Genomic DNA, 23,526 nt, shown 5'->3' with positions numbered 1-23,526 from the left:
GGATAAGACGTTTACGTCGCCATCCGGCACCGTGCGCCATTCTGCCTGATGGCGCTACGCTTATCAGGCGTAGCCATCGTGTGCTGCCCATAAGCCTCAGAATGGGAACAAAATCGGAATCAGCACCACGCAGACCATCATCACCAGCACGGTAAACGGCACGCCGATTTTCACGAAATCGCTGAAGCTGTATTTCCCCGGCCCCAGCACCAGCGTATTCACCGGGGAGGAGACCGGCGTCATAAACGCCGCGGATGCCGCCATCGCCACCACCATCGCAAACGGATAAGGCGACACGCCCATGGTTTTTGCTGTGGCCAGCGCAATCGGCGCCATCAGCACCGCCGTGGCGGTATTGGAGATAAACAGGCCAATTGCGGCGCACATCACGAACAGACAGCCGAGCATCAGATAAGGCCCCTGTCCGCCGCCAATATCCATCAGCCCTTTCACGATCAAATCCACACCGCCGGTTTTTTGCAACGCGAGGGCGAACGGCATCATGCCAACAATCAAAATAATGCTCGGCCAATGAATCGATTTGTAGGCGCTCTGGGCATCAATACAGCGGAATTTCCCCATCAACAGACAGGCGATGATCGCCGCAATGGGGTTGGGAATTTCATCAGTCAGCATCAGCGCGACCATCAGCACCAGGCAGAAGATCGCGTGCGGCGCCTGACTGTGTGCCGGGGAAGCATCGCTCACCTCAACAGGAAGATTCAGCACCACGAAGTCGCGGCCGTTTTGCCCCAGTTGGCTAATCAATTTCCAGTTACCCACCACCAGCACGATATCGCCAAGCTGCAGTGGCTCATCGACCACCGATCCGTCCAGCGCCTCGCCGTCGCGTTTCATGCCGACCACGTTCAGGCCGTAGCGGGTACGAAAGCCCATTTCACGTACGGTTTTCCCCAGCAGCTCCGATTCCGGGATGAGCGACACTTCCGCCATGCCGACATCCAGCGCCTGGTCAGAGAAATATTCACCGCGCAGCACCATGGGTTCCAGCAACTGCTCGCTGCAGAACTGGCGCAGGTCAATTTCCGCGGCGGACATATCAATCAGCAGCACATCGCGAGCGCGAAATTCAGAGACCCCGTTCACGTTCACAATCACCCGCCGAAAACGACGCCAGCGCTCCACGCCGATAATGTTAGCGCCGTAACGTTCACGCAGCTTCATGTCGTCCAGGCGCTGGCCAATCATCGGGGAGCCGGGGCGAATAGCGAGGCGGCGCGCGCGGCCGGTAAGATGATAATCACGGATTAAATCGCGGAAAGTGCTGCGCTTACGGCCATCGCGTGTCAGGTTGCCTTCATCGCCTTTAAGCATAAAGCGCATCACCAGCATATAGAGAACACCGAGCACCAATACCACCAGACCTATTGGCGTTACGCTGAAGAAGCTAAACCCTTCCAGCCCTTCGCGGATAAGCTCACTGTTGATAACCAGGTTCGGCGGCGTAGCCACAAGCGTCATCATGCCGCTAATCAGCCCAGCAAAGCTGAGCGGCATCATCAGACGTGAAGGCGAAATATTCATGCGCGCCGAGACGCTAAGCACCACCGGGATAAAAATCGCCACCACACCCGTTGAGCTCATAAATGCGCCAAGCCCGGCCACGGTCAGCATCAGGAAGACCAGCATTTTGGTTTCACTGCTGCCCGCCGCCTGTACCAGCCAGGAGCCCATGTTGGTTGCCACGCCGGTTCGCACCAGCCCATCGCCGATGATAAACAGCGCGGCAATCAGAATGACGTTTGGATCGCTGAAGCCAGAAAAGGCTTCACTAAGCGTGAGCGTACCACTAAGAACAAAAGCGACAATAATGCCCAAAGCTATCGCATCCATGCGTACTTTGCCGGTGGCAAACAGCACAACCGCAATGGCTAACAGACAGAGCACCCAAATCAGTTCACCGTTCACAACATTTCCTTGTCATCAGATAATCGGTAAGGTTTTCAACTATAAGGCGTTGACCATAGTGACAGAAAAAAGCCCCAACGATGTGGGGCTAAATCATAAGATCATGCATTCTGCGTGACGTTGATGGTGCCATCCGGCAGTTTCTCAACGCGTAGCGTCGCAAGCGTAGAGAGCACAAAATCAACCTCGAGCAGTTCAGGCGTTTCCGGCGGCACGTTGACCGCTGCCACATGACAGCCCGCGGCCAGTCCTGACTGCACGCCAGCCTGCGCATCTTCAACGACCAGACAATCCCGTGCAGCGATGTCCAACAGCTCAGCGCCTAAAAGATAGGCGTCCGGCTGTGGTTTACCGCGCTTGACCTGCTCGGCGGTGACAAACACCGCCGGCTGCGGCAGACCCGCCGCACGGTGGCGCGCATGGGCTACCGGAATAGAACCCGAGGTGACAATCGCCCAGGGAATCGCGTTAGCGTCCAGATGTTTCAACAATTCAAGAGCCCCCGGCAGCGCCTGGATCCCGTCAAGGTCGGTTGCTTCAATATGCTCAAGGCGCAGAAACTCGGCCTGAATTTCCGCTTCCGACTTGCCCGGCATAAAGTGGCGCAGCGTGGTGATGGCCTGCTTACCGTGAATAAAGTCCAGCACCGCCTGCGGGTCTACGCCATAGCTTTCGGCCCAGAACTGCCAGGAACGTTCCACCACCGGCAGCGAATCAACCAGCGTACCGTCCAGATCGAACAGGAAACCTTTACACTGCACGTCTGCCTCCTCAGGCATTGATTATCTGGTTAATTTCGTTGCTGCTCAGATGATACTGACGCGGGCAGGCGTGCCAGACGTTCAGCATACGCTGGTATTTGTCCCACATCGGGGTTTGCGCGTTGAAGCCATGGGTGCCCGCATCGAAATGGGTATAGCGGCCTTCAACGTTGACCATAAAGCGGACATAGCCGAGGAAACGGGCTTCGGTAGCCGCATCAAAACCAAGGAAGGTGACGCGGCGTTCATCGATGGTATCGGCATCTTTCAGGTTGGTCCACGAGACGTGAAGCGCGTGGTACATCTCCATAATGTCGATAACAATACGACAGGTCTCTTCTTTGAGTTCCCCAAATTCCCTGTCCAGTTCACGCATCTGTAAACCATAACCACGTTCGATAATGGTTTGCAGGCGGCGGTAGCGCTCAGCGTTGTCGGGATCAAGCATAGTCATCATTTTGTACTGATTAGACAAAATCAGACGTTGAGCATGGGTCATTTCCATTCTTCGACTCCTGTTGCGCTTTGCAGCATAAAAAAAGACACAATATTTGTGTCTTCTTTTATATGCGTTTTTCGCCCTCAATTACAAATCATCGAGGAAAGTTTTATCCAGTTGTTTGAAGGCGCGCTTAAGCGTGTCAGCCAGCGCCTGGTAATCTGGTTTGCCTTCAACCGGCGCTAGCGCCTGCCCCGACTCCTGCAACTTGCCGCGCACTTCATAAAACCACTGTAATATAGAAGGAGGCAGCGGCGTGACGGAACGTTTACCCAACCACCACAGCCCCTGCATCGGCAGGCTAAGCGCAAACAAGGCGGTGGCGACCGCCGGGCCAAGCTGCCCACCAAGGGCGATTTGCCAGCACAGCGTAAAAATGGCCAGCGGCGGCATCAGACGGATGGCGTGGCGTGTGGCGCGAATGACGCGGTTTTCAACAAACACCGGTGCGAGCCGTTTTTCCAGCGGCCACGTCTTTGCATAATACTGCCCTCGGCTAAACAAACTGAAGAAACTAACCGGGCGTTGCTCGGGTGTCGACATGGCTGACCTCAACTTCATATATAAAAATTAAAATATTTTTTAAAACAACAACTGAGTATGACATCGTTCAAAAAATTTTGGCATAGACACTGCAATCGGGTATCCTGTGCCAGCCTGAGATAGCGCGATCCTATACGCTCCGGCATATCAAATTATCGCATATTCTGCCATTGGCGGAAAATTATGCAAAATGACTTAGAATCAATATGTATTTCTTAGATCATGCCTGAAAAGTGTTCCGGGCATGATGTTAATCATAAATGTCGATGTCATCCTGCGCTACGCTTATGACTCTTTGACGTTTTTTTAGCCACGTATCATAAATAGGTACTTCCATGTCGAGTAAGTTAGTACTGGTTCTGAACTGCGGTAGCTCCTCCCTGAAATTTGCCATCATTGATGCAGTTAACGGTGAAGAATACCTCTCTGGTTTAGCCGAATGTTTCCATCTTCCAGAAGCGCGTATCAAGTGGAAAATGGATGGCGGTAAACAAGAGGCCGCTTTAGGTGCAGGCGCCGCTCACAGTGAAGCGCTGAACTTCATCGTTAATACTATTCTGGCACAAAAACCAGAACTGTCCGCTCAGCTGACCGCAATCGGCCACCGTATCGTACACGGCGGCGAGAAGTACACCAGCTCCGTTGTGATCGACGATTCCGTGATCCAGGGTATCAAAGACTCTGCGTCCTTCGCACCGCTGCACAACCCGGCTCACCTGATCGGTATCGCTGAAGCGCTGAAATCCTTCCCTAACCTGAAAGACAAGAACGTTGCTGTGTTTGACACCGCGTTCCATCAGACCATGCCGGAAGAATCTTACCTTTATGCTCTGCCGTACAGCCTGTACAAAGAGCACGGCGTACGTCGCTACGGCGCACACGGCACCAGCCACTTCTATGTGACTCAGGAAGCCGCTAAAGTACTGAACAAGCCGGTTGAAGAAGTGAACATCATCACTTGTCACCTGGGCAACGGTGGTTCTGTTTCTGCTATCCGTAACGGTAAATGTGTTGATACCTCCATGGGTCTGACCCCACTGGAAGGTCTGGTAATGGGTACTCGCTCTGGCGACATCGACCCGGCCATCATTTTCCATCTGCATGACACTCTGGGCATGAGCATCGACCAGATCAACAAGATGCTGACCAAAGAGTCCGGCCTGCTGGGTCTGACCGAAGTGACCAGCGACTGCCGTTATGTAGAAGATAACTACAAAGAAAAAGCTGACGCTAAACGTGCAATGGACGTTTACTGCCACCGTCTGGCGAAATACATCGGTTCTTACACTGCACTGATGGAAGGTCGTCTGGACGCGGTTATCTTCACCGGTGGTATCGGTGAAAACGCCGCAATGGTTCGCGAACTGTCCCTGGGCAAACTGGGCGTTCTGGGCTTCGAAGTTGATCACGAACGTAACCTGGCTGCGCGTTTCGGCAAGTCTGGCTTCATCAACAAAGAAGGCACCCGTCCTGCCATCGTTATCCCGACCAACGAAGAACTGGTCATCGCACAAGACGCAAGCCGTCTGACTGCCTAATATCACACCGCCAGCTTAGCTGGCGGTGCTGTTTTGTATCCCGCCTGAAACTGGCGGTAACGAAAGAGGATAAACCGTGTCCCGTATTATTATGCTGATCCCTACCGGAACCAGCGTCGGCCTGACCAGCGTCAGCCTTGGCGTTATCCGTGCTATGGAACGCAAAGGCGTTCGTCTGAGCGTCTTTAAGCCAATCGCTCAGCCGCGCACCGGTGGCGATGCACCAGACCAGACGACCACTATCGTTCGCGCTAACTCATCTACCACCACTGCGGCTGAACCGCTGAAGATGAGCCATGTAGAAGCCCTGCTCTCCAGCAATCAGAAAGATGTGCTGATGGAAGAGATCATCGCTAACTACCACGCTAACACCAAAGATGCTGAAGTGGTGCTGGTTGAAGGCCTGGTCCCAACCCGTAAGCACCAGTTTGCTCAGTCTCTGAACTACGAAATCGCGAAAACGCTGAACGCGGAAATCGTCTTCGTTATGTCTCAGGGTACCGACACCCCAGAACAGCTGAACGAGCGTATTGAACTGACTCGCAACAGCTTCGGCGGCGCAAAAAACACCAACATCACCGGCGTTATCGTTAACAAACTGAACGCACCGGTTGATGAACAGGGCCGTACTCGCCCGGATCTGTCCGAGATCTTCGACGATTCCTCCAAAGCGAAAGTCGTTAAAATCGATGCCGACCAGCTGAAAACCACCAGCACCCTGCCTGTTCTCGGCGCGGTGCCATGGAGCTTTGACCTGATCGCGACGCGTGCTATCGATATGGCACGTCACCTGAATGCGACCGTGATCAACGAAGGCGACATCAATACTCGCCGCGTGAAATCCGTCACCTTCTGCGCACGCAGCATCCCGCACATGCTGGAGCACTTCCGTGCAGGTTCCCTGCTGGTGACTTCCGCAGACCGTCCTGACGTTCTGGTTGCAGCGTGCCTCGCTGCCATGAACGGCGTGGAAATCGGTGCCCTGCTGCTGACCGGCGGCTACGAAATGGACGCGCGCATCACTAAGCTGTGCGAACGTGCATTTGAAACCGGCCTGCCGGTATTCATGGTGAACACTAATACCTGGCAGACCTCCCTGAGCCTGCAGAGCTTCAACCTGGAAGTTCCAGTTGATGACCGCGAGCGCATCGAGAAAGTTCAGGAATACGTCGCGAACTTTATCAATCCAGAGTGGATCGATTCCCTGACTGCGACCTCTGAACACAGCCGTCGTCTGTCTCCACCAGCGTTCCGCTACCAGCTGACCGAGCTGGCACGTAAAGCAGGCAAACGCGTTGTTCTGCCAGAAGGCGACGAGCCACGTACTGTTAAAGCAGCTGCTATCTGTGCTGAACGCGGTATTGCGACCTGCGTACTGCTGGGTAACCCAGACGAAATCACCCGTGTTGCAGCGTCTCAGGGCGTTGAACTGGGCGCTGGCGTTGAAATCGTTGACCCAGAAGTGGTTCGCGAAAGCTACGTTGCCCGCCTGGTCGAACTGCGTAAGAACAAAGGCATGACCGAAACCGTTGCCCGCGAACAGCTGGAAGACAACGTGGTTCTCGGTACCCTGATGCTGGAACAAGACGACGTTGATGGTCTGGTTTCCGGTGCCGTTCACACCACCGCGAACACCATTCGTCCACCGCTGCAGCTTATTAAAACTGCACCGGGTAGCTCTCTGGTGTCTTCCGTGTTCTTCATGCTGCTGCCTGAACAGGTTTACGTTTACGGCGACTGCGCGATCAACCCGGATCCAACTGCTGAGCAGCTGGCAGAAATCGCTATTCAGTCCGCTGAATCCGCGATTGCCTTCGGTATCGAACCACGCGTTGCAATGCTCTCCTACTCCACCGGTACCTCTGGTGCAGGTAGCGACGTAGAGAAAGTGCGTGAAGCGACTCGTCTGGCGCAGGAAAAACGTCCTGACCTGATGATCGATGGCCCGCTGCAGTACGACGCCGCTGTTATGGCTGACGTTGCGAAATCCAAAGCACCGAACTCTCCGGTTGCAGGTCGCGCTACCGTGTTCATCTTCCCGGATCTGAACACTGGTAACACCACCTACAAAGCGGTACAGCGTTCTGCCGACCTGATCTCCATCGGGCCGATGCTGCAGGGTATGCGCAAGCCGGTGAACGATCTGTCTCGTGGCGCGTTGGTTGACGATATCGTCTACACCATCGCTCTGACCGCGATCCAGTCTTCACAGCAGCAGCACTAATCCTTATTCCGCCCGTTCGCGGGCGGTTTAAAGGCAAAAAAAATCCGGAGACGGGAAACCGCTCCGGATTTTTTGTATCTGTCGTTTAGTCGCGCTTATTCCGCTTCTTCTTCAACGTGGGCTTCGTTGTTGGCATTGCGGGTCATCCACAGCGCCAGCGCCTTCAGCGAATCATCGGTAAACTCATCGCAGCGCGCGGTGATCTCTTCCGGCGTCATCCAGCGAACCTCGCTCACCTCTTCTTCCTGCAGCGCAAACGGTCCGTGAGAAACACAGCTAAACAGGCTTCCCCAGACGCGACAGTTCTTATCTTCAAAGTAGAACTGCCCGTGATCGGCAAACGGAACGCCAGCAATACCTAACTCTTCTTCCGCTTCGCGGCGAGCGGACTCCAGCAGCGGTTCATCAGCCTGAACAACACCCCCAGCGGTGGCGTCCAGCATACCTGGCTGATAGTCTTTCGTCTCCGTACGGCGCTGCACCAGAATGTTCCCCATACCGTCGTGAACGACGATGTAGGTTGCCCTGTGTCGAAGACACTGTGCGCGCATCTGCTCACGGCTCGCTTGCGCGATGACCTCATTGTCTTCGTTGACAATATCGACCCATTCCGTGCTTGCCAAATGATTCTGCTCGACCATCCGTAAACCTTAAATTGAAAGCGCTCTTACGGCGCGTTTTATGATTGATGGGTAACTTACGGGTTAATAGCAACCTCTGCAATAACCTGTTGATCATTGAGTGCGAAAACTTGCAGCTTACCCTCGTCAAGCATCCCGAAGCTTGCGGCAAAACCGCCTTTAGGAATGCTAACCGAACCAGGATTAAATAAGAATATGTCGCCACGCTTTTCTGCGACGGGCAGATGCGTATGGCCATAAACCAGCACATCGCCCGACAACAGCGGCGGATGATTGTCAGGGTGATAAAGATGCCCGTGGGTCAAAAACAGGCGCTGCGATTCGGTGAGCACCTGTTGCCAGGGCGCGGTGATAGGAAACGTCAACAGCATCTGGTCGACTTCGCTATCGCAGTTGCCGCGAACCGCAATAATACGGTCTGCAACCGTGTTCAGACGTTCGGCAACCTGCGCCGGAGCGTAACCTTCCGGCAGCGCGTTACGCGGCCCGTGATTGAGCACATCGCCCAGAATAATCAACCAGCGCGCGCCGCTCTCAGCAAAGCGCGCCAGTACCCGTTCCGTGGCCGGTAACGAACCATGAATATCCGATGCAAACATCAGTTTCATTAATCAAATCCCCACAATGATAACCTTGCCATCATAATGGATTTTCACACTTTTTTCAGCCAGCCCGTTTGGCCGAGAGTGCAACATAGCGCTGCACGGAAGCCCGCTGCCACTGGAATGTCGCGTAGTCAGCCAGTCTCTCCGGCACATCGTCGCCGTTCAGTATCAGGCGATTAAGCATAAGCGCTAGGTCTGTATCGGCAAGACACCATTCACCAAACAGGTTTGGGCGGTCATCGACGAGTAATGCACTGGCGGTGTCAAACAGTTTAGCTGCGCTTTTGCGTCCTGCTTCAGTCAACGGTGCTTTTTTCTCTCCAGCGAAAATCACCGCCGTGGATCGCTCTTCGCGGATGGGCATCAGGTCACTGCGAAGCCATGCCTGAACCTGGCGCGCCCGAGCGCGTTTTTGCAGGTCGTGAGGATAGAGGCGCTCCCACTCCGGCGGCGCAAATCGTTCATCAAGGTATTCTGTAATGGCAGAAGATTCACTGAGTTCAAAACCACCCACATCCAGTAAGGGAACGCGACGGGTCGCTGAATAACCGCGCCAGCCCGGCTGAAGGTGTTCACCCAGGTCAAGATTGACGGTTTTGAGGGTAAATGGCAGCCCTTTTTCCTGTAGGGCAACATAGACGGACATCACGTAAGGCGAGAAAAAATCAGAATCAGACCAAAGCGTTATCACAGGCTGGCTCATAGCGTCCTCATATCACAGGCAAGAGATGCACGAACGATGGGCGCAGGACGCACCCATCCAACATAATAGCCAACATAGCCTGTCTGACAGGCTATGTCACTTGCCCGCAACATGAGGATTTTGCAATCACCCCACTGCCAGCGTTTTCGGCTTAAGATAGGCCTGCGCGCATTTATTGAACTGGCGCACGAACTGAACGCTCGCCAGACGCTGCCGCGCTGAAGATGCTTTAGTGTATGATGTAGAGGAAAACAAAAATTAAGGAGAACACCTGCAATGTCTCAGTCTGACGCCATCATTCGCATCAAAAATTTACGCCTGCGTACGTTTATCGGCATTAAGGAAGAAGAGATTGCTAACCGCCAGGACGTGGTTATCAATCTTGAAATTCGTTACCCGGCGGATAAGTCCCGCAATAGCGAAGATATTAACGATGCGCTGAACTACCGCACCATCACCAAAAGCATTATTCGCCACGTTGAGAATAACCGTTTCTCTTTACTGGAAAAATTAACTCAGGATGTGCTCGATATCGCACGCGAACATCACTGGGTCACTTATGCTGAAGTGGAAGTCGATAAAGTTCACGCGCTGCGCTACGCCGATTCGGTATCCATTACCCTGAGCTGGCAACGCTAAGCGCTCCCTTCGGGAGGTGGCATGAAAATTCTGATTACCGGCGGCACCGGGTTGATTGGCCGCCATTTAGTTCCGCGTTTACTGACGCTCGGGCATACGGTTTGCGTCGTGACCCGCTCGCCGGAGAAAGCCCGCCAGACGCTCGACTCACGCGTTGAGCTTTGGCCTGGGCTACAGGATATGTCATCGCTCGACGGTATTGACGCCGTTATCAATCTTGCTGGTGAACCTATCGCCGACAAGCGCTGGACGGCGCAGCAAAAACAGAAACTGTGCGACAGCCGCTGGAATATCACCCAGCGGATTAGCGATTTGATTCAGGCGAGCACCACGCCTCCTTCGGTACTGATTTCTGGCTCTGCCACCGGCTATTATGGCGATCTGGGTGAAGTCGTGGTGACGGAAGAAGAGCCGCCGCATAACGAGTTTACCCATAAGCTATGCGCGCGCTGGGAGCAAATTGCCTGCACAGCGCAGAGTGACCGCACCCGTGTATGTCTGCTGCGCACCGGGGTGGTGCTGGCGCCAAAAGGCGGCATTCTTGGCAAAATGTTGCCGCCGTTTAAGCTCGGCCTCGGCGGCCCTATCGGCAACGGCAGACAGTATCTGGCATGGGTCCATATCGACGATATGGTCAACGGTATCCTCTGGCTGCTGGATAACGATTTGCGCGGGCCTTTCAACATGGTTTCACCTTACCCGGTGCACAACGAGCAGTTTTCTCATTCCCTTGGCCAGGCGCTAAATCGCCCGGCTATTCTTCGGGTTCCCGCCACCGTTATACGCCTGCTGATGGGCGAATCCTCAGTGCTGGTGCTGGGCGGCCAGCGCGCGCTCCCCAAACGGCTTGAAGCCGCCGGATTCGCGTTTCGCTGGTACGATTTAGACGAAGCGCTAGGCGATATTCTCGCCCGCTAAGTTTCCATACGACGGTGATAGCGCCTGGCTATCACCGTGTGCCAATCCTTCCTGAACTACACCCGCAGTGTTAAAGTACAGCCTAAGATTTGGCTCAATGGCATTGTAAAATGACAATCCTCTCCACCCAGCGACTACGGCTTTCTCCGTTTAATGAAAGCGACTGGCCCTTCTTTCTTCAGCTGCGACAAAATCCTGAGGTGATGCAGTTTATGGGGGAAATGCTGGACGAAGCGGCGATACGTGCAATCTTTACCCTACGCTGCAATTCTCCCGCGATCTTTGTTATCCGCGATGAAAACGGTACGACGCTTGGCGATATAGGGCTACAGATCAGCAGTAAAAATCCCCATGAGGCGGATGTCGGCTACGCGCTGCTACCAGAGGCGCAAGGCAAAGGGTTTGCCAGCGAGGCGCTCGGTGCACTATGCGATTACGGCTTTCAACAGCTTGGCCTATGGGCCATTAATGCCTGGGTACTGGGCGATAATCAAGGTTCAGCAAGGCTCCTGGAAAAGCACGGATTTATCCGTACACAGGTGCTGACCAAAGCCTATAGGCTGAACGGTAAGGATTACGATGACTGGGTCTATCGGCGGGAAAACGCCCCCACGCACGCGTGAGGGCGAGTGAAGCTTACTTTAATGCGCCGCTCAGGAACTGCTGCAGACGCGGGCTCTTCGGGTTGCCAAATAGCTCTTCCGGATTGCCCTCTTCCTCAATTTTGCCCTGATGCAGGAAAATCACGTGCGATGAAACGTGGCGAGCAAAGCCCATTTCGTGGGTTACCACCACCATGGTTTTCCCCTCTTCCGCCAGCTTCTGCATAATGCGCAGCACCTCACCCACCAGCTCAGGGTCGAGGGCTGAAGTCGGTTCATCAAACAGCAGCACTTCCGGCTCCATCGCCAGCGCGCGGGCGATGGAAACACGCTGCTGCTGACCACCAGACAAATGCACCGGGTATTTACCCTGCTGGCGCTCGTCGATACCGACTTTTGCCAGGTACTTCACCGCGCGATCGCGCGCTTCCTGTTTGCTTAAGCCCAGCACCTGAATTGGCGCTTCCATGACGTTTTCCAGCACCGTCATGTGGCTCCACAGGTTGAAGTGCTGGAACACCATCGTCAGGCGCGTGCGCAGCAGGCGAAGCTGGTTTTTATCCGCCACCTTCAGTTGGCCGTCGTTATCACGCACCAGACCAATGTTCTCGCCGTTAACAATAATGGTGCCTTCGCTTGGCTTCTCAAGGAAGTTTATGCAGCGCAAAAAGGTACTCTTGCCGGAGCCGGACGAGCCGATGATGCTAATCACATCCCCGGCGTTTGCCTTCAGCGACACGCCCTTCAGCACCTCGTGCTCGCCATAGCGTTTGTGCAGGTCGATTACGTTTAGTTTTTTATCAGACATCATATTCTCAGTGCGTAGAAGACGGTTTCATGTGCTGTAACCAGCGCTTTTCCGCTTTGCGGAACAGGCTAATCAGTACATAAGAGATGGCCAAATAGAGCACCGCCGCAATGCCGAAGGCGGTAAAGGGTTGATAGGTTGCCGAGTTAATATCGCGCGCGATCTTGAGCAGGTCAGGCACGGTGGCAGTAAACGCCAGCGCCGTTGAGTGCAGCATCAGGATAACTTCATTGCTGTAGGCCGGCAGCGCAATGCGCAGCGCCGACGGCAAAATGATGCAACGATAAAGCTTAAACGATGAAAAGCCGTACGCGCGAGCCGCTTCCACTTCACCTGCCGGTACCGAGCGAATCGCTCCAGCAAAAATTTCAGTGGTGTAAGCGCAGGTATTGAGCGTCAGCGCCAGCACCGTACAGTTCAGGCCGCTGCGGAAGAACGCGTTGAGCAGCTCGGTGCCTTTGACAATTTCGAGCGTGTACATGCCTGAGTAAAACACCAGCAACTGCACGTAGAGTGGCGTACCGCGGAAAATATAGGTAAACAGCCACACCGGAAACTTGATGTATTTATTGCTGGAAACACGCGCAATCGCCAGGAACAGCGCCAACACGCCGCCCATTACCACCGACAGCACCAGCAGCCACAGCGTAATCGCCACGCCGGTAAAGCGATAACCGTCGCTCCACAGCAGCGATTTCCAGTACTCCTGAATGATCTCAATCACAGGTCAGCCCTCTTCACACCCACGGAGTAGCGGCGTTCGAGCAGCAGCAACACGCCATTGGAAACGGTAGTAAACAGCAGATAAATCAAACCACAGACGATGGCGAAGTAGAACGGCTCCCAGGTACTTTTCCCGGCAAGCTGAGTGGCTTTCACCACGTCTTCCAACCCCAGCAGCGAGACCAGCGCGGTCGCTTTAAGTATAACCTGCCAGTTGTTACCAATGCCCGGCAGTGCATAGCGCATCATGGCCGGGAACAGAATACGACGGAAGGTTTGTGCGCCAGTAAAGCCAAAGGCTGTGGCGGCTTCAATATGACCTTTCGGCACCGCCATAAACGCGCCGCGAAAGGTTTCGGTGAAATAGGCCCCGTAGATAAAGCCAAGGGTGATGATACCGGCTATCATCGGGTCGATATCAAACTGCGCCAGCCCGAGCGCGTCGGTCAGCACGTTGAGCGCCATTTGCAGCCCGTAGAAAATCAGCAGCATCAGCACCAAGTCTGGCACGCCACGAATTAGTGTAGTGTAGCCTTCAAAAATTAACGCCAGCACGCGATTTCGGGAGAGCTTCGCTCCCGCGCCGACCAGCCCAATAAGCACGGCCAAAACCACTGAGCTGATTGCCAGCTCAAGGGTGACAAGGGCGCCCTGAAAAATTACCTGTGAAAACCCGTACAGCATGCTGCCAGTCCTGTCTTTACGCCCATCGTTTCGTGCGTGCGAAACGATGGGTTACTCGTGATGATTACTCGCCGTAAACGTTAAAATCGAAGTACTTTTTCGCCAGCTTGTCGTAGGTGCCGTCGGCACGCATTTCTGCAAACGCCTTATTCAGCGCGTTCAGCAGTTCGGTGTCGTCTTTACGCAGACCCATACCGGTACCCACACCAAACAGCTTCACGTCTTTAATTGACGGGCCGCCGAACTGGTAGTCTTTACCGATAGGCTGTTTCAGGAAACCTTCACTCGCCGCCACTTCGTCCTGGAATGCCGCGTCAATACGACCGGCGGTCAGGTCAGAGTAGATATTGTCCTGTCCCTGGTAGGAAACAATTTCAATACCCTTAGGCGCCCAGTGCTCATTACCGTACGTCTCCTGAGTGGTGCCCTGCAGTACGCCCACGCGTTTGCCTTTCAGCGTGGCAAGATCAGGCGTAATTGGGGAATCCTTTTTCACCACCAGACGAGAGTCTGCGGCGTAGAGTTTGTCGGTAAAAGCAATTTCCTGCTGACGTTTTTCAGTGATCGACAGCGATGACATGATGGCATCGATTTTCTTCGCTTTCAGCGAGGGGATCAGAGCGTCCAGCGGGTTTTCCACGAAGGTACATTGTGCCTGGATGCGCTTACACAGCTCTTTTGCCAGATCAATGTCAAAACCCACTAATTCACCCTGTGCATTCTTTGATTCGAACGGTGCATACGTAGGGTCAGTACCGATACGCACTTTTTGCGGGATTGCTGCAAATGCGCTTGATGCAGAAGCAAGCGCTAATACCAGAGAAAAAGACAACGCCAGTTTTTTCATAATCATCCTCTACAAGCTGTGATTTTTGTGTGTTTTTTAGAAATAATCTGAGCGGTTATCGTGCCATCTTTCGGCCCTTCAAGGCAAAGCATTCTGCCCTTCAGGCTGGCTTTTTTCTCATTAAAAATGCTTAATTATGCAACCTCGCGCAACTTTCGAACAAAAAACGCACCATCATGGTGCATCGAGAAATTCATGCACCATGATGATACATACGGCAGATTAGTCGCCGTAGACGTTGAAGTTAAAATACTTCTTCGCCATCTTGTCGTAGGTGCCATCGGCACGCAGTTCAGCTAACGCTTTATCAAATGCCGCCTTCAGCTCCACGTCATCTTTACGCAGCCCAACGCCAGTGCCATCGCCAAAGTATTTTTTGTCTTTCACCGACGGGCCAGCAAACTCAAAATCTTTACCGGCAGGCTGTTTCAGGAAGCCTTCGCTTGCCGCGACTTCATCCTGCAACGCTGCGTCCAGACGGCCCGCAGCCAGGTCGGCGTAGATCAGGTCCTGGTTTTGATAGGCCACCACGTCGATGCCTTTACTACGCCAGTTTTCATTGGCATAGGCTTCTTGTGTAGACCCCTGCAGCACGCCAATATGCTTGCCCTTCAGCCCGTCCAGCGTCGGTTTAACCGAGGAGCCTTTGGCGGCAATCAGGCGGGAGTCCGCCGCGTACAGCTTGTTGGAGAAAGCAATCTCCTGTTGGCGTTTTTCGGTGATCGACAGTGAAGAGATAATCGCGTCGATTTTCTTCGCCTTCAGCGACGGGATCAGCGCGTCAAAATCGCTCCCCACCCAGGTGCATTTGATACTGGCGCGTTTACACATTTCGTTGCCCAGATCGATATCAAAGCCGATAAAATCGCCTTTGGCGTCTTTCGATGAGAACGGTGCGTAGGTGGTATCGGTACCGATGCGGATGCTCTGTGGCAGTGCGGCAAATACGCTGGAGGCGCTGCTGAGACCCAGCAGCAAAGAGAGAGCCAGAACCGTCTTTTTCATACGTTCCCCTATTAAACCGTGATGTCGTTAACTGCTAATAGTTATGTTGTGTTGTGTCTGCATAACCTACTCTGCATCTTCCGTGCCATCTTTAACGCTGCAAAAGCAGGCAATGTTAAATATGTTAACAAAAAGATAACGAGAGGTGATCATCAGGAAAGATATCAGCAGCAGCGTATAAATCGAGCACAAAAATGCAAATGGGATGATTAAATAGCGAGGATTTGATCGGTGTTACACAATTGCCCTGAAACAGGGCAAAAGCGACATCATGCACGATAGTGGCGCAGGGTTACGCGCCCGTCCAGCGGGTAAAGAGATCTTCAGGCAACGTAATATCGAAAAGATCGAGTACGCGGTTAACGGTCTGGTTAATCACGTCGTCCAGACTTTGTGGGCGATGATAAAACGCCGGAACCGGCGGCATGATAACGGCACCTATCTCCGCCGCCTGAGTCATCAGGCGCAGATGGCCTAAATGCAGCGGCGTTTCACGCACGCACAGCACCAGCGGGCGGCGCTCTTTTAGCACCACATCGGCGGCGCGGGTTAGCAGGCCATCGGTATAGCTGTTGACGATGCCGGAGAGCGTTTTTATCGAGCACGGCAGGATAACCATCCCCGCGGTTTTGAACGAGCCGGAAGAGATGCTCGCGGCGATGTCACGGGCATCGTGCACCACATCCGCCAGCGCCTGAACCTCGCGCAGTGAAAAATCCGTCTCCAGCGCCAGCGTCTGTCTTGCTGCCTGGCTCATCACCAGATGCGTTTCAACATCCGCGACGGTTTGCAGCACCTGCAACAAACGCACGCCGTAAATAGCGCCGCTTGCGCCGGAAATACCAATGATGAGTCGTTTCACACAGACCGCCCTGTAGCCATAATGGGGCAAACTTTGCCGGATTACGGCGCCAGACGCAACCGCAACGCGTCACTATCCGTCACCGAGCTACCGCGCGCCACCAGCCGCACCGGCAGCAGCAGGTTGCGTTCGCTCTCGTCGTTCATCAGCAACTGAAAGGCATCACGTCCCAGCTCGCGTTTATCAACCGCCACCGTGGTCAGCGGCGGATGAGCCCAGGCCGCCGCATCGATATCATCGAACCCGACGATAGCCATCTCTTCCGGCACGCGAATACCCCGACGAGCACATTCACGCATCGCCACCAGCGCCGCCACGTCGTTATAGGCAAAAATCGCATCCGGCGGCTGTGGTTGCGCTAGCAGGCGTGACATACCTTCAACCAGCGCCTGCTCGATCTCTTTAATCGGCGGCACCTCCACGCAGTATTCAGGCGCGAGCGTCAGCCCGGCATCAAACAGCGCTTGCTGATAGCCCTCTACGCGCTGACGGATACTGTAGTGGCGCTGCGAGGTTCCCAGAAACGCAATGCGGGTTCTCCCCTGCTCCAGCAAATGACGCGTGGCGATGAAGCCACCGTGGAAATTATCCGGGTTAACGCAAGGAAAATCAGCCGCCCATAAATCCACCAGCGCCACCGGCAGCGAGCTCTGGCGTAGTTCAGCCAGCACTTCGGGCTCAAGATAGCCCGCACAAATCAGCGCATCCGGCTGGTGCAGTTGAATCAGCTCAGACACAGAATCCTGCGGGCCGATCGGCTGAAAGCTCATGGCAATGTCGTTTTCCCGGCAGGCATCTGCCACACCTAGCATTACCGTGGAGTAGAACGGCAGCGCGCTGGCAATATTGTGCTCCCGGTGGAGCAAAAACATCAGCCGCTTGATACGCCCGGTGCGCAGGCGGCTGAAGTCGTAGCCCTCTGCCTGAGCGATTGACAAAATACGCTGCCGCGTTTCATCGCTCAGCCCCGGCTGCCCTTTCAGAGCGCGGGACACCGCGCCAATGGAAACGCCGCACGCCGTGGCAATATCTTTGATTCTAATTTTCTTCGCCATTCCGTTCGCTTCCGTCTGTTAACCCTTGTGCCGGACAGAGAATACCATGTCCTCGCCCGCACAAAACGCCTGTTTTTTAGGTTTTCATTTACTAAACAGAATATCAAATCACCATTAATTTCTCTCGGTGATGGTATTTAGCGCCTCTCACACATCATTAATTGTGATAAACATCACCATTATAATTTTATTTATAGTAAAAATAAGATCGAATTCACTCTTTAAACTGTACGCTATATACCCGCATTTCGCACAGGATCTATGCTCAGCGCCGTTAGTTATTTACTAAAAATCGTCAGAGATACGCCGTAATGACTTTTTGAATCATCACACCCTGTTCGAGGATTGGTTATGACCATTGCTGATAACCTGGATACTGATGTACAGACCGTTGATGCGGGGGAGACGCTCTCTACCCGCGAAAAGATAGGCTATGGATTAGGCGATGCCGGCGGGCATTGCATCTCAGATTTGATTAGCGGCTTTTTACTGTTTTTCTACACCGACGTCTTCGGGCTGAGCCCCGCCATCGTTGGCGCCATGTTCTTTACCCTGCGTATCTTTGATGCCGTTTCCGACCCGGTAATGGGCGTGATTGCCGACCGCACCCGCAGCCGTTGGGGGCGTTTTCGTCCGTGGCAGCTCTGGACAGCCGTACCGCTGGGCGTGATTGGTATCCTGACCTTTACCGTCCCGGACATGAGCGCAAACATGAAAATTGCGTGGGCTTTCGGCACCTATTTCCTGCTCTCCATCGGCTATACCGCCAACAACGTGCCTTACTGCGCGCTGATTAACGCCATCACCAACCGCCACGATCAGGTGATGTCCTGCCAGTCCTGGCGCTTCGTGTTAAGCGGCATTGCCGGTTTCCTGGTCTCAGTCGGTCTGCCGTGGATGGTGGAATTCTTTGGTCAGGGCAACCTGGCGAAAGGTTATCAGTATGGCGTCACCGTGCTGTGCACCATCGGCATGGTGCTGTTCCTGCTGTGCTTCTTCTGGGTGAAAGAGCGTGTGCCACTCTCGCTGGCGGGTAACTTCACGCTGCGCGAACACCTGGCTGGCCTGCGTAAAAATGACCAGTTGCTGATGATGCTCATCATGTCCTTCCTGCTGGTGAATATTCTCTGTATTCGCGGCGGCGGTTACATGTACTTCATCTCCTACGTGCTTGAGGGCGGAGCCGGATACATGTCGATGTTCTTCGGTATCCTCACCATTTCCGGGATTGCCGGGGCGATGATCGTCAACCCGCTCTCTCGCCGCGTTGATATGGTGCGCCTTTACTACTGGACTAACCTGGTGCTGGTCGCGTTCGGGATTGGCATGTACTTCCTCCCGGTTGGCCCGCACTACCAGGTGCTGTGGCTGGTTTGCATTGCTATTAACAGCGTGATTCAGGGCTTCACCCTGCCGCTGCACTTCTCAATTATGGCCTTCGCTGACGACTACGGCGAATGGAAAACCGGCGTGCGCTCCTCCGGGATGAACTTCGCCTTCAACCTCTTTTTCATCAAGCTCTCCTGGGCCTCTTCCGGCGGCATTATCAGCCTGATCCTGATTATGGTGGCCTATCAGCCGGGGCTCGGGAACCAGACGCCAGCGTCTATTCATGGCATCACCCTGCTGCAAAGTCTGGTGCCAGCCGTGTTCCACTTTGTGCTCGCCATGTGCCTGCTGAAGTGCCGACTTAACGGCCCCATGATGAAACGTATTTCTACCGACCTTCACCAACGCCATTCACACATTTCTTGAGGTAAACATGATGCAGTCTGATGTGATTGAAGCCGATCTGAACCGAATCACCATTACAGACCCGTTTTTAGGGGAATACCAGCGCCTCATCCGCGATGTGGTTATCCCTTATCAGTGGGAGGCGCTTAATGACAATCTGCCGGAGGCGGAGCCGAGCCACGCGCTGGCTAACTACCGTATTGCCGCCGGTCTTGAGCAGGGTGATTTTTATGGGATGGTCTTTCAGGACAGCGATGTCACCAAATGGCTGGAAGCGGTCGCCTGGTCATTAAGCCAGAAGCCGGATGCTCAGCTCGAAAAAACCGCTGATGAGGTGATTGAGCTACTGGCGCAGGCGCAGTGTGAAGATGGTTATCTGAATACCTGGTATACCGTGAAGGAACCCGGGTTACGCTGGACCAACGTGGCAGAGTGCCACGAGCTTTACTGCGCCGGGCACCTGTTCGAAGCGGCAGTGGCGTTTTACCACGCCACCGGCAAGCGTCGCCTGCTCGACATTTCTTGCCGCTTTGCCGATCACATCGACACGGTTTTCGGACCGAACCCCGATCAGCTGCGCGGCTATCCGGGGCATCCGGAAATTGAACTGGCGCTGATGCGTCTGTATGAAGTGACAAAAGAACCGCGCTATCAGGCGCTGGCCTGCTTCTTCGTGGAAGAGCGCGGCCAGCAGCCGTACTACTACGATATTGAGTTTGAAAAACGCGGCGGTACCCGCCATTGGGTGGGTTGGGGTGATGCCTGGCCAGGCATGATTAAAGACAAGTCGTACACCCACGCACATAAGCCGCTTTCAGAACAACACGAAGCGGTCGGCCACGCCGTGCGGTCGGTGTATCTGATGACCGGGCTGGCGCATATCGCCCGTATGACCCACGACGAAGATAAACGCCAGACCTGCCTGCGGATCTGGGACAACATGGTGCAGCGCCGCATGTATATCACCGGCGGCATCGGTTCGCAGGGCATTGGCGAAGCCTTCACCAGCGACTACGACCTGCCGAACGATACCGCCTACGGCGAAAGCTGCGCCTCGATTGGCCTGATGATGTTCGCCCGCCGCATGTTAGAAATGGAGGGCGATGCTCACTACGCCGACGTGATGGAGCGCGCGTTCTACAATACGGTGCTCGGCGGGATGGCGCTGGACGGTAAGCACTTCTTCTACGTCAACCCGCTGGAAACGCACCCGAAAAGCATTCCGCATAACCATATCTACGATCACATCAAGCCGGTTCGTCAGCGCTGGTTCGGCTGCGCCTGCTGCCCGCCGAACATTGCGCGCACGCTGGTTGCTATCGGTCATTACATTTTCACTCCGCGCCCGGATGCGCTGTTTATCAACTTCTACGCCGGTAGCGAAGCGCAGTTCACGGTGAGCGAGCAGACGCTGGCGCTCGAAATCGAAGGCAACTATCCGTGGGATGAAGAGGTGAACATTCGCTTCACGCATCCGCAGGCGGTCGAGCACACCCTGGCGCTGCGCCTGCCGGAGTGGTGTGACGCGCCGAAGGTGCTGGTCAACGGTGAACCTGCGGTGGGTGATACCCTCAACGGTTATCTGCACCTGCACCGCCAGTGGCAGGAGGGTGACGTGATTACGCTGCACCTGCCAATGACCATTCGCCGCGTCTACGCCAACCCGCTGGTACGCCATGCGGCGGGCAAAGTGGCGATTCAGCGCGGGCCGTTGATCTACTGTCTGGAAGAGGCGGATAACGGCAGCGAGCTGCATAATCTGTCACTGCCAAAAGAGAGTGCGTTCCGTGAGATCCAGGGCGTTGGCGTGCTGAAGGGCAAGGTGCTGCTGCAGGCGGAAGGGCTACGCGTGCTAACCGCTCAGGAAGATAAGCCGCTGTACAGCTTTGATAATCGTCAGACGGCGGTTGAGAAGCAGACGTTAACCTTTATCCCGTGGTTTAGCTGGGCCAACCGTGGCGAAGGCGAAATGCGGATTTGGGTGGACGAGGCGTAACCATAAAAAAAGCCGGATGGCGGCTACGCCTCATCCGGCCTACAACGAGGGTGGACGGTAGGCCGGATAAGACGCGATGCGTCGCCATCCGGCATTCCTGATTTACCCTTCGTTATGCATCTCTAAATTTTCCACTTCGTTCTGCAACTGCACCGCTTTCGCGTCGTCGTTACGCAGAGAGTCAAGGAAATCAAGATAGCTCTGGTCGACGTCTTTGGTCACGTACACGCCGTTGAACACCGAGCATTCGAACTGCTGAATATCCGGGTTCTCCGCGCGTACTGCCTCAATCAGATCGTCCAGATCCTGGAAGATAAGCCCATCCGCGCCGATTATCTGGCGAATCTCATCCACTTCACGCCCGTGAGCAATCAGCTCAGTGGCGGTTGGCATATCGATACCGTAAACGTTCGGGAAACGAATTTCCGGCGCTGCGGAAGCCAGGTAAACCTTCTTCGCGCCCGCTTCACGCGCCATCTCGATGATCTGCTCAGAGGTGGTACCGCGCACGATGGAGTCATCCACCAGCAGTACGTTCTTATCGCGGAATTCAGCGCGGTTAGCGTTGAGCTTGCGGCGAACGGACTTACGACGCAGCTGCTGGCCCGGCATGATAAAGGTACGACCCACGTAGCGGTTTTTCACAAAGCCCTGGCGGTAGGGTTTGCCGAGAATACGCGCAATTTCCAGCGCGATATCGCAGGAGGTTTCCGGAATCGGAATGACCACGTCGATATCAAGATCTTCCCATTCACGCGCAATTTTCTCGCCAAGCTTGGTCCCCATGTTCACACGAGCGCTGTAGACGGAAATCTTGTCGATAAAGGAGTCCGGACGCGCGAAGTAGACGTACTCGAACAGGCACGGGTTGCTCACCGGATTGTCAGCGCACTGACGGGTGAACAGCTGGCCATTTTCAGTAATGTAGACCGCCTCGCCCGGCGCAACGTCGCGCAGGAATTCGAAGCCGAGGGTGTCCAGCGCCACGCTTTCGGAAGCCACCATATATTCGGTGCGACCGTCGCCGATATCGCGCTTGCCCAGCACCAGTGGACGAATACCGTTAGGGTCACGGAAGGCCACCATACCGTGGCCGATAATCATCGCCACACAGGCATACGCCCCGCGAATCTGGCGGTTGGTAGCGGCGATGGCCGCGAAGATGTTGTCCGCTTCCAGAGGATAGTGACGGAAGTTATCCAGCTCGCTCGCAAAGATATTGAGCAGGATTTCAGAATCGGAGGTGGTGTTAATGTGACGGCGTTTTTCTTCAAACAGCTTTTGACGTAACTCGTGCGCATTGGTCAGGTTGCCGTTATGCGCAAGCGTAATACCATATGGGGAGTTGACGTAAAAAGGCTGGGCTTCAGACGCGCTGGAACTGCCCGCCGTTGGGTAGCGCACGTGGCCAATACCCATGTTGCCCTGCATACGCTGCATGTGGCGGGCTTCAAAGACATCGCTCACCAGACCGTTCGCTTTACGCAAGCGGAAGCAGTTGTTGGCATCAATGGTGATGATGCCAGCGGCATCCTGTCCACGGTGCTGCAGCACCGTTAGCGCATCATAAATCGACTGGTTAACCGGCATGACACCGGCGATACCGACAATACCGCACATACGTCTTTTCCTCGTTAAGCAACGACCCAAAGCTTATACTTTGGGCAAGAAACTTGACGAGCTTTGAAGGTATTCAAAAAACCATCTGATAACCGGCGAGAAATAGGGAATAAACTGCGAATGCTGCCAATCATCGCTTTTGGACATGCCGGTAAAGGTGTCAAGGAAGAACAAGATAGCGGCGATGATCAGCACCCCACGTAGCGCGCCGAAGCAGATCCCCAATACCCTGTCTGTACCCGACAGACCGGTCTTCTCCACCAGCTGACCTATCACAAAGTTGACGATAGCGCCGACGATGAGCGTCGCGATGAATAGCGCCGCAATAGCAATCCCATTTCGAACCCGTTCGTCCTCAAAGCCCGTAAACCAGACAGACAGGTCAGTGTAGTAATGGCTAGCAACGTAGAAGGCACAGCCCCATGTTACCAACGATAATGCTTCACGAACAAAGCCGCGGATGAGGCTCACCAAGCAAGATAAGCCCAGCACCGCGATAATGGCGTAATCAATCCAGACCATATACGTCCCACGATTTTACGCCCTGTCATCCAGTTCGGGCGCATTCTAACAGAAAAAGAAAACGTTTG

23 protein-coding genes are annotated in these 23,526 nt (G+C 54.4%); 7 read left to right on the top strand and 16 right to left on the bottom strand.

Going from position 1 to position 23,526, the window contains the following annotated elements:
* Positions 1–96: 96 nt before the first annotated feature.
* From ACH1XZ_RS01240 to yfbV, 4 genes are all read right to left on the bottom strand, one after another.
* Positions 97–1,929 (bottom strand): SLC13 family permease, encoded by a 1,833-nt coding sequence (locus ACH1XZ_RS01240; RefSeq protein ID WP_395594008.1) that lies wholly within the window; start codon positions 1,927–1,929, stop codon positions 97–99.
* 101 nt (positions 1,930–2,030) lie between these two features.
* Positions 2,031–2,708, bottom strand: coding sequence for a sugar phosphatase (locus tag ACH1XZ_RS01235; protein ID WP_395594007.1), 678 nt, complete (start codon positions 2,706–2,708; stop codon positions 2,031–2,033).
* Positions 2,701–3,195 carry a YfbU family protein gene (locus ACH1XZ_RS01230; RefSeq protein ID WP_395594006.1) on the bottom strand — a complete coding sequence of 165 codons (495 nt, stop codon included), beginning with the start codon at positions 3,193–3,195 and terminating at the stop codon, positions 2,701–2,703. Before ACH1XZ_RS01230 ends, ACH1XZ_RS01235 begins: the two co-directional genes overlap by 8 nt.
* Positions 3,196–3,276: 81 nt before the next feature.
* Positions 3,277–3,732, bottom strand: a complete 456-nt coding sequence (gene yfbV, locus ACH1XZ_RS01225) for a terminus macrodomain insulation protein YfbV (RefSeq protein WP_185666803.1) — start codon at positions 3,730–3,732, stop codon at positions 3,277–3,279.
* Between the two features lie 335 nt (positions 3,733–4,067).
* Here yfbV and ackA point away from each other — a divergent pair, with 335 nt between their 5' ends.
* Positions 4,068–5,270 (top strand): acetate kinase, encoded by a 1,203-nt coding sequence (gene ackA, locus ACH1XZ_RS01220; protein WP_035892493.1) that lies wholly within the window; start codon positions 4,068–4,070, stop codon positions 5,268–5,270.
* A gap of 76 nt (positions 5,271–5,346) precedes the next feature.
* Positions 5,347–7,494 carry a phosphate acetyltransferase gene (pta, locus tag ACH1XZ_RS01215; RefSeq protein ID WP_035892496.1) on the top strand — a complete coding sequence of 716 codons (2,148 nt, stop codon included), beginning with the start codon at positions 5,347–5,349 and terminating at the stop codon, positions 7,492–7,494.
* A 95-nt stretch (positions 7,495–7,589) separates the two neighbouring features.
* Here pta and yfcD read toward each other — a convergent pair whose 3' ends face one another.
* Genes yfcD through yfcF form a run of 3 tightly spaced genes read right to left on the bottom strand, consistent with a single transcriptional unit; the run spans position 7,590 to position 9,443 of the window.
* Positions 7,590–8,135, bottom strand: coding sequence for an NUDIX hydrolase YfcD (gene yfcD, locus ACH1XZ_RS01210; RefSeq protein ID WP_395594005.1), 546 nt, complete (start codon positions 8,133–8,135; stop codon positions 7,590–7,592).
* Positions 8,136–8,191: 56 nt separating this feature from the next.
* A complete protein-coding gene (yfcE, locus tag ACH1XZ_RS01205; protein ID WP_395594004.1) occupies positions 8,192–8,743 on the bottom strand; it encodes a phosphodiesterase in 552 nt (183 codons plus the stop codon).
* Positions 8,744–8,798: 55 nt separating this feature from the next.
* Positions 8,799–9,443, bottom strand: a complete 645-nt coding sequence (yfcF, locus tag ACH1XZ_RS01200) for a glutathione transferase (protein WP_395594003.1) — start codon at positions 9,441–9,443, stop codon at positions 8,799–8,801.
* Positions 9,444–9,719: 276 nt separating this feature from the next.
* On the opposite strand from yfcF, the gene folX reads away from it, so the two are divergent.
* The 3 genes from folX to ACH1XZ_RS01185 all read left to right on the top strand — a co-directional run bounded on the left by folX (position 9,720) and on the right by ACH1XZ_RS01185 (position 11,623).
* The gene (gene folX / locus ACH1XZ_RS01195; protein ID WP_035892505.1) at positions 9,720–10,082 is read left to right on the top strand and encodes a dihydroneopterin triphosphate 2'-epimerase; all 363 of its coding nucleotides are present in this window, start codon (positions 9,720–9,722) and stop codon (positions 10,080–10,082) included.
* Between the two features lie 21 nt (positions 10,083–10,103).
* On the top strand, positions 10,104–11,000 hold the full coding sequence (locus tag ACH1XZ_RS01190; protein ID WP_395594002.1) for a TIGR01777 family oxidoreductase: 897 nt from the start codon (positions 10,104–10,106) through the stop codon (positions 10,998–11,000).
* 110 nt (positions 11,001–11,110) lie between these two features.
* Positions 11,111–11,623: a GNAT family N-acetyltransferase gene (locus ACH1XZ_RS01185; RefSeq protein ID WP_395594001.1), complete on the top strand. Its 513-nt coding sequence runs from the start codon at positions 11,111–11,113 to the stop codon at positions 11,621–11,623.
* 13 nt (positions 11,624–11,636) lie between these two features.
* Here the strand turns inward: ACH1XZ_RS01185 and hisP are convergent, their stop codons facing one another.
* The 7 genes from hisP to ACH1XZ_RS01150 form a co-directional block, all read right to left on the bottom strand.
* Positions 11,637–12,410 (bottom strand): histidine ABC transporter ATP-binding protein HisP, encoded by a 774-nt coding sequence (gene hisP / locus ACH1XZ_RS01180; RefSeq protein WP_395594000.1) that lies wholly within the window; start codon positions 12,408–12,410, stop codon positions 11,637–11,639.
* Between the two features lie 7 nt (positions 12,411–12,417).
* On the bottom strand, positions 12,418–13,134 hold the full coding sequence (locus ACH1XZ_RS01175; RefSeq protein WP_395593999.1) for an ABC transporter permease: 717 nt from the start codon (positions 13,132–13,134) through the stop codon (positions 12,418–12,420).
* The gene (locus tag ACH1XZ_RS01170; RefSeq protein WP_185666789.1) at positions 13,131–13,817 is read right to left on the bottom strand and encodes a histidine ABC transporter permease HisQ; all 687 of its coding nucleotides are present in this window, start codon (positions 13,815–13,817) and stop codon (positions 13,131–13,133) included. The genes ACH1XZ_RS01175 and ACH1XZ_RS01170 overlap by 4 nt, the downstream gene beginning before the upstream one ends.
* Before the next feature lie 64 nt (positions 13,818–13,881).
* Positions 13,882–14,664, bottom strand: coding sequence for a histidine ABC transporter substrate-binding protein HisJ (gene hisJ / locus ACH1XZ_RS01165; RefSeq protein ID WP_395593998.1), 783 nt, complete (start codon positions 14,662–14,664; stop codon positions 13,882–13,884).
* Positions 14,665–14,886: 222 nt separating this feature from the next.
* The gene (argT, locus tag ACH1XZ_RS01160; RefSeq protein ID WP_395593997.1) at positions 14,887–15,669 is read right to left on the bottom strand and encodes a lysine/arginine/ornithine ABC transporter substrate-binding protein ArgT; all 783 of its coding nucleotides are present in this window, start codon (positions 15,667–15,669) and stop codon (positions 14,887–14,889) included.
* 292 nt (positions 15,670–15,961) lie between these two features.
* Entirely contained in the window at positions 15,962–16,531 is a 570-nt protein-coding gene (locus ACH1XZ_RS01155) for a UbiX family flavin prenyltransferase (RefSeq protein WP_395593996.1), read from the bottom strand.
* Positions 16,532–16,572: 41 nt separating this feature from the next.
* Positions 16,573–17,586: a LacI family DNA-binding transcriptional regulator gene (locus ACH1XZ_RS01150; protein WP_395593995.1), complete on the bottom strand. Its 1,014-nt coding sequence runs from the start codon at positions 17,584–17,586 to the stop codon at positions 16,573–16,575.
* Between the two features lie 351 nt (positions 17,587–17,937).
* On the opposite strand from ACH1XZ_RS01150, the gene ACH1XZ_RS01145 reads away from it, so the two are divergent.
* Both ACH1XZ_RS01145 and ACH1XZ_RS01140 read left to right on the top strand, forming a co-directional pair.
* The gene (locus tag ACH1XZ_RS01145) at positions 17,938–19,341 is read left to right on the top strand and encodes an MFS transporter (RefSeq protein WP_395593994.1); all 1,404 of its coding nucleotides are present in this window, start codon (positions 17,938–17,940) and stop codon (positions 19,339–19,341) included.
* A 7-nt stretch (positions 19,342–19,348) separates the two neighbouring features.
* A complete protein-coding gene (locus ACH1XZ_RS01140; RefSeq protein WP_395593993.1) occupies positions 19,349–21,316 on the top strand; it encodes a glycoside hydrolase family 127 protein in 1,968 nt (655 codons plus the stop codon).
* A 102-nt stretch (positions 21,317–21,418) separates the two neighbouring features.
* Here the strand turns inward: ACH1XZ_RS01140 and purF are convergent, their stop codons facing one another.
* Positions 21,419–22,936 (bottom strand): amidophosphoribosyltransferase, encoded by a 1,518-nt coding sequence (gene purF / locus ACH1XZ_RS01135; protein ID WP_395593992.1) that lies wholly within the window; start codon positions 22,934–22,936, stop codon positions 21,419–21,421.
* Positions 22,937–22,969: 33 nt separating this feature from the next.
* Positions 22,970–23,458 (bottom strand): colicin V production protein, encoded by a 489-nt coding sequence (cvpA, locus tag ACH1XZ_RS01130; protein WP_035892519.1) that lies wholly within the window; start codon positions 23,456–23,458, stop codon positions 22,970–22,972.
* Positions 23,459–23,526 lie beyond the last annotated feature (68 nt).

The sequence above is a fragment of the Kluyvera chengduensis genome, from assembly GCF_044197065.1.
GTDB lineage: Bacteria > Pseudomonadota > Gammaproteobacteria > Enterobacterales > Enterobacteriaceae > Kluyvera > Kluyvera ascorbata_C.
Note: the sequence above shows the minus strand (reverse complement) of the source record. Positions and strands in the feature narration are given on the sequence as shown.

What these genes read in the sequence shown, in the direction of transcription:
- cvpA (WP_035892519.1), bottom strand. Translation starts at nt 23,458, where the DNA reads ATGGTCTGGATTGATTACGCCATTATCGCGGTGCTGGGCTTATCTTGC.
- yfcD (WP_395594005.1), bottom strand. Translation starts at nt 8,135, where the DNA reads ATGGTCGAGCAGAATCATTTGGCAAGCACGGAATGGGTCGATATTGTC.
- ACH1XZ_RS01190 (WP_395594002.1), top strand. Translation starts at nt 10,104, where the DNA reads ATGAAAATTCTGATTACCGGCGGCACCGGGTTGATTGGCCGCCATTTA.
- hisJ (WP_395593998.1), bottom strand. Translation starts at nt 14,664, where the DNA reads ATGAAAAAACTGGCGTTGTCTTTTTCTCTGGTATTAGCGCTTGCTTCT.
- ACH1XZ_RS01140 (WP_395593993.1), top strand. Translation starts at nt 19,349, where the DNA reads ATGATGCAGTCTGATGTGATTGAAGCCGATCTGAACCGAATCACCATT.
- purF (WP_395593992.1), bottom strand. Translation starts at nt 22,936, where the DNA reads ATGTGCGGTATTGTCGGTATCGCCGGTGTCATGCCGGTTAACCAGTCG.
- ACH1XZ_RS01230 (WP_395594006.1), bottom strand. Translation starts at nt 3,195, where the DNA reads ATGGAAATGACCCATGCTCAACGTCTGATTTTGTCTAATCAGTACAAA.
- ACH1XZ_RS01235 (WP_395594007.1), bottom strand. Translation starts at nt 2,708, where the DNA reads ATGCCTGAGGAGGCAGACGTGCAGTGTAAAGGTTTCCTGTTCGATCTG.
- ACH1XZ_RS01150 (WP_395593995.1), bottom strand. Translation starts at nt 17,586, where the DNA reads ATGGCGAAGAAAATTAGAATCAAAGATATTGCCACGGCGTGCGGCGTT.
- ACH1XZ_RS01170 (WP_185666789.1), bottom strand. Translation starts at nt 13,817, where the DNA reads ATGCTGTACGGGTTTTCACAGGTAATTTTTCAGGGCGCCCTTGTCACC.
- ACH1XZ_RS01145 (WP_395593994.1), top strand. Translation starts at nt 17,938, where the DNA reads ATGACCATTGCTGATAACCTGGATACTGATGTACAGACCGTTGATGCG.
- folX (WP_035892505.1), top strand. Translation starts at nt 9,720, where the DNA reads ATGTCTCAGTCTGACGCCATCATTCGCATCAAAAATTTACGCCTGCGT.
- yfcE (WP_395594004.1), bottom strand. Translation starts at nt 8,743, where the DNA reads ATGAAACTGATGTTTGCATCGGATATTCATGGTTCGTTACCGGCCACG.
- hisP (WP_395594000.1), bottom strand. Translation starts at nt 12,410, where the DNA reads ATGTCTGATAAAAAACTAAACGTAATCGACCTGCACAAACGCTATGGC.
- argT (WP_395593997.1), bottom strand. Translation starts at nt 15,669, where the DNA reads ATGAAAAAGACGGTTCTGGCTCTCTCTTTGCTGCTGGGTCTCAGCAGC.
- ACH1XZ_RS01185 (WP_395594001.1), top strand. Translation starts at nt 11,111, where the DNA reads ATGACAATCCTCTCCACCCAGCGACTACGGCTTTCTCCGTTTAATGAA.
- ackA (WP_035892493.1), top strand. Translation starts at nt 4,068, where the DNA reads ATGTCGAGTAAGTTAGTACTGGTTCTGAACTGCGGTAGCTCCTCCCTG.
- yfbV (WP_185666803.1), bottom strand. Translation starts at nt 3,732, where the DNA reads ATGTCGACACCCGAGCAACGCCCGGTTAGTTTCTTCAGTTTGTTTAGC.
- yfcF (WP_395594003.1), bottom strand. Translation starts at nt 9,443, where the DNA reads ATGAGCCAGCCTGTGATAACGCTTTGGTCTGATTCTGATTTTTTCTCG.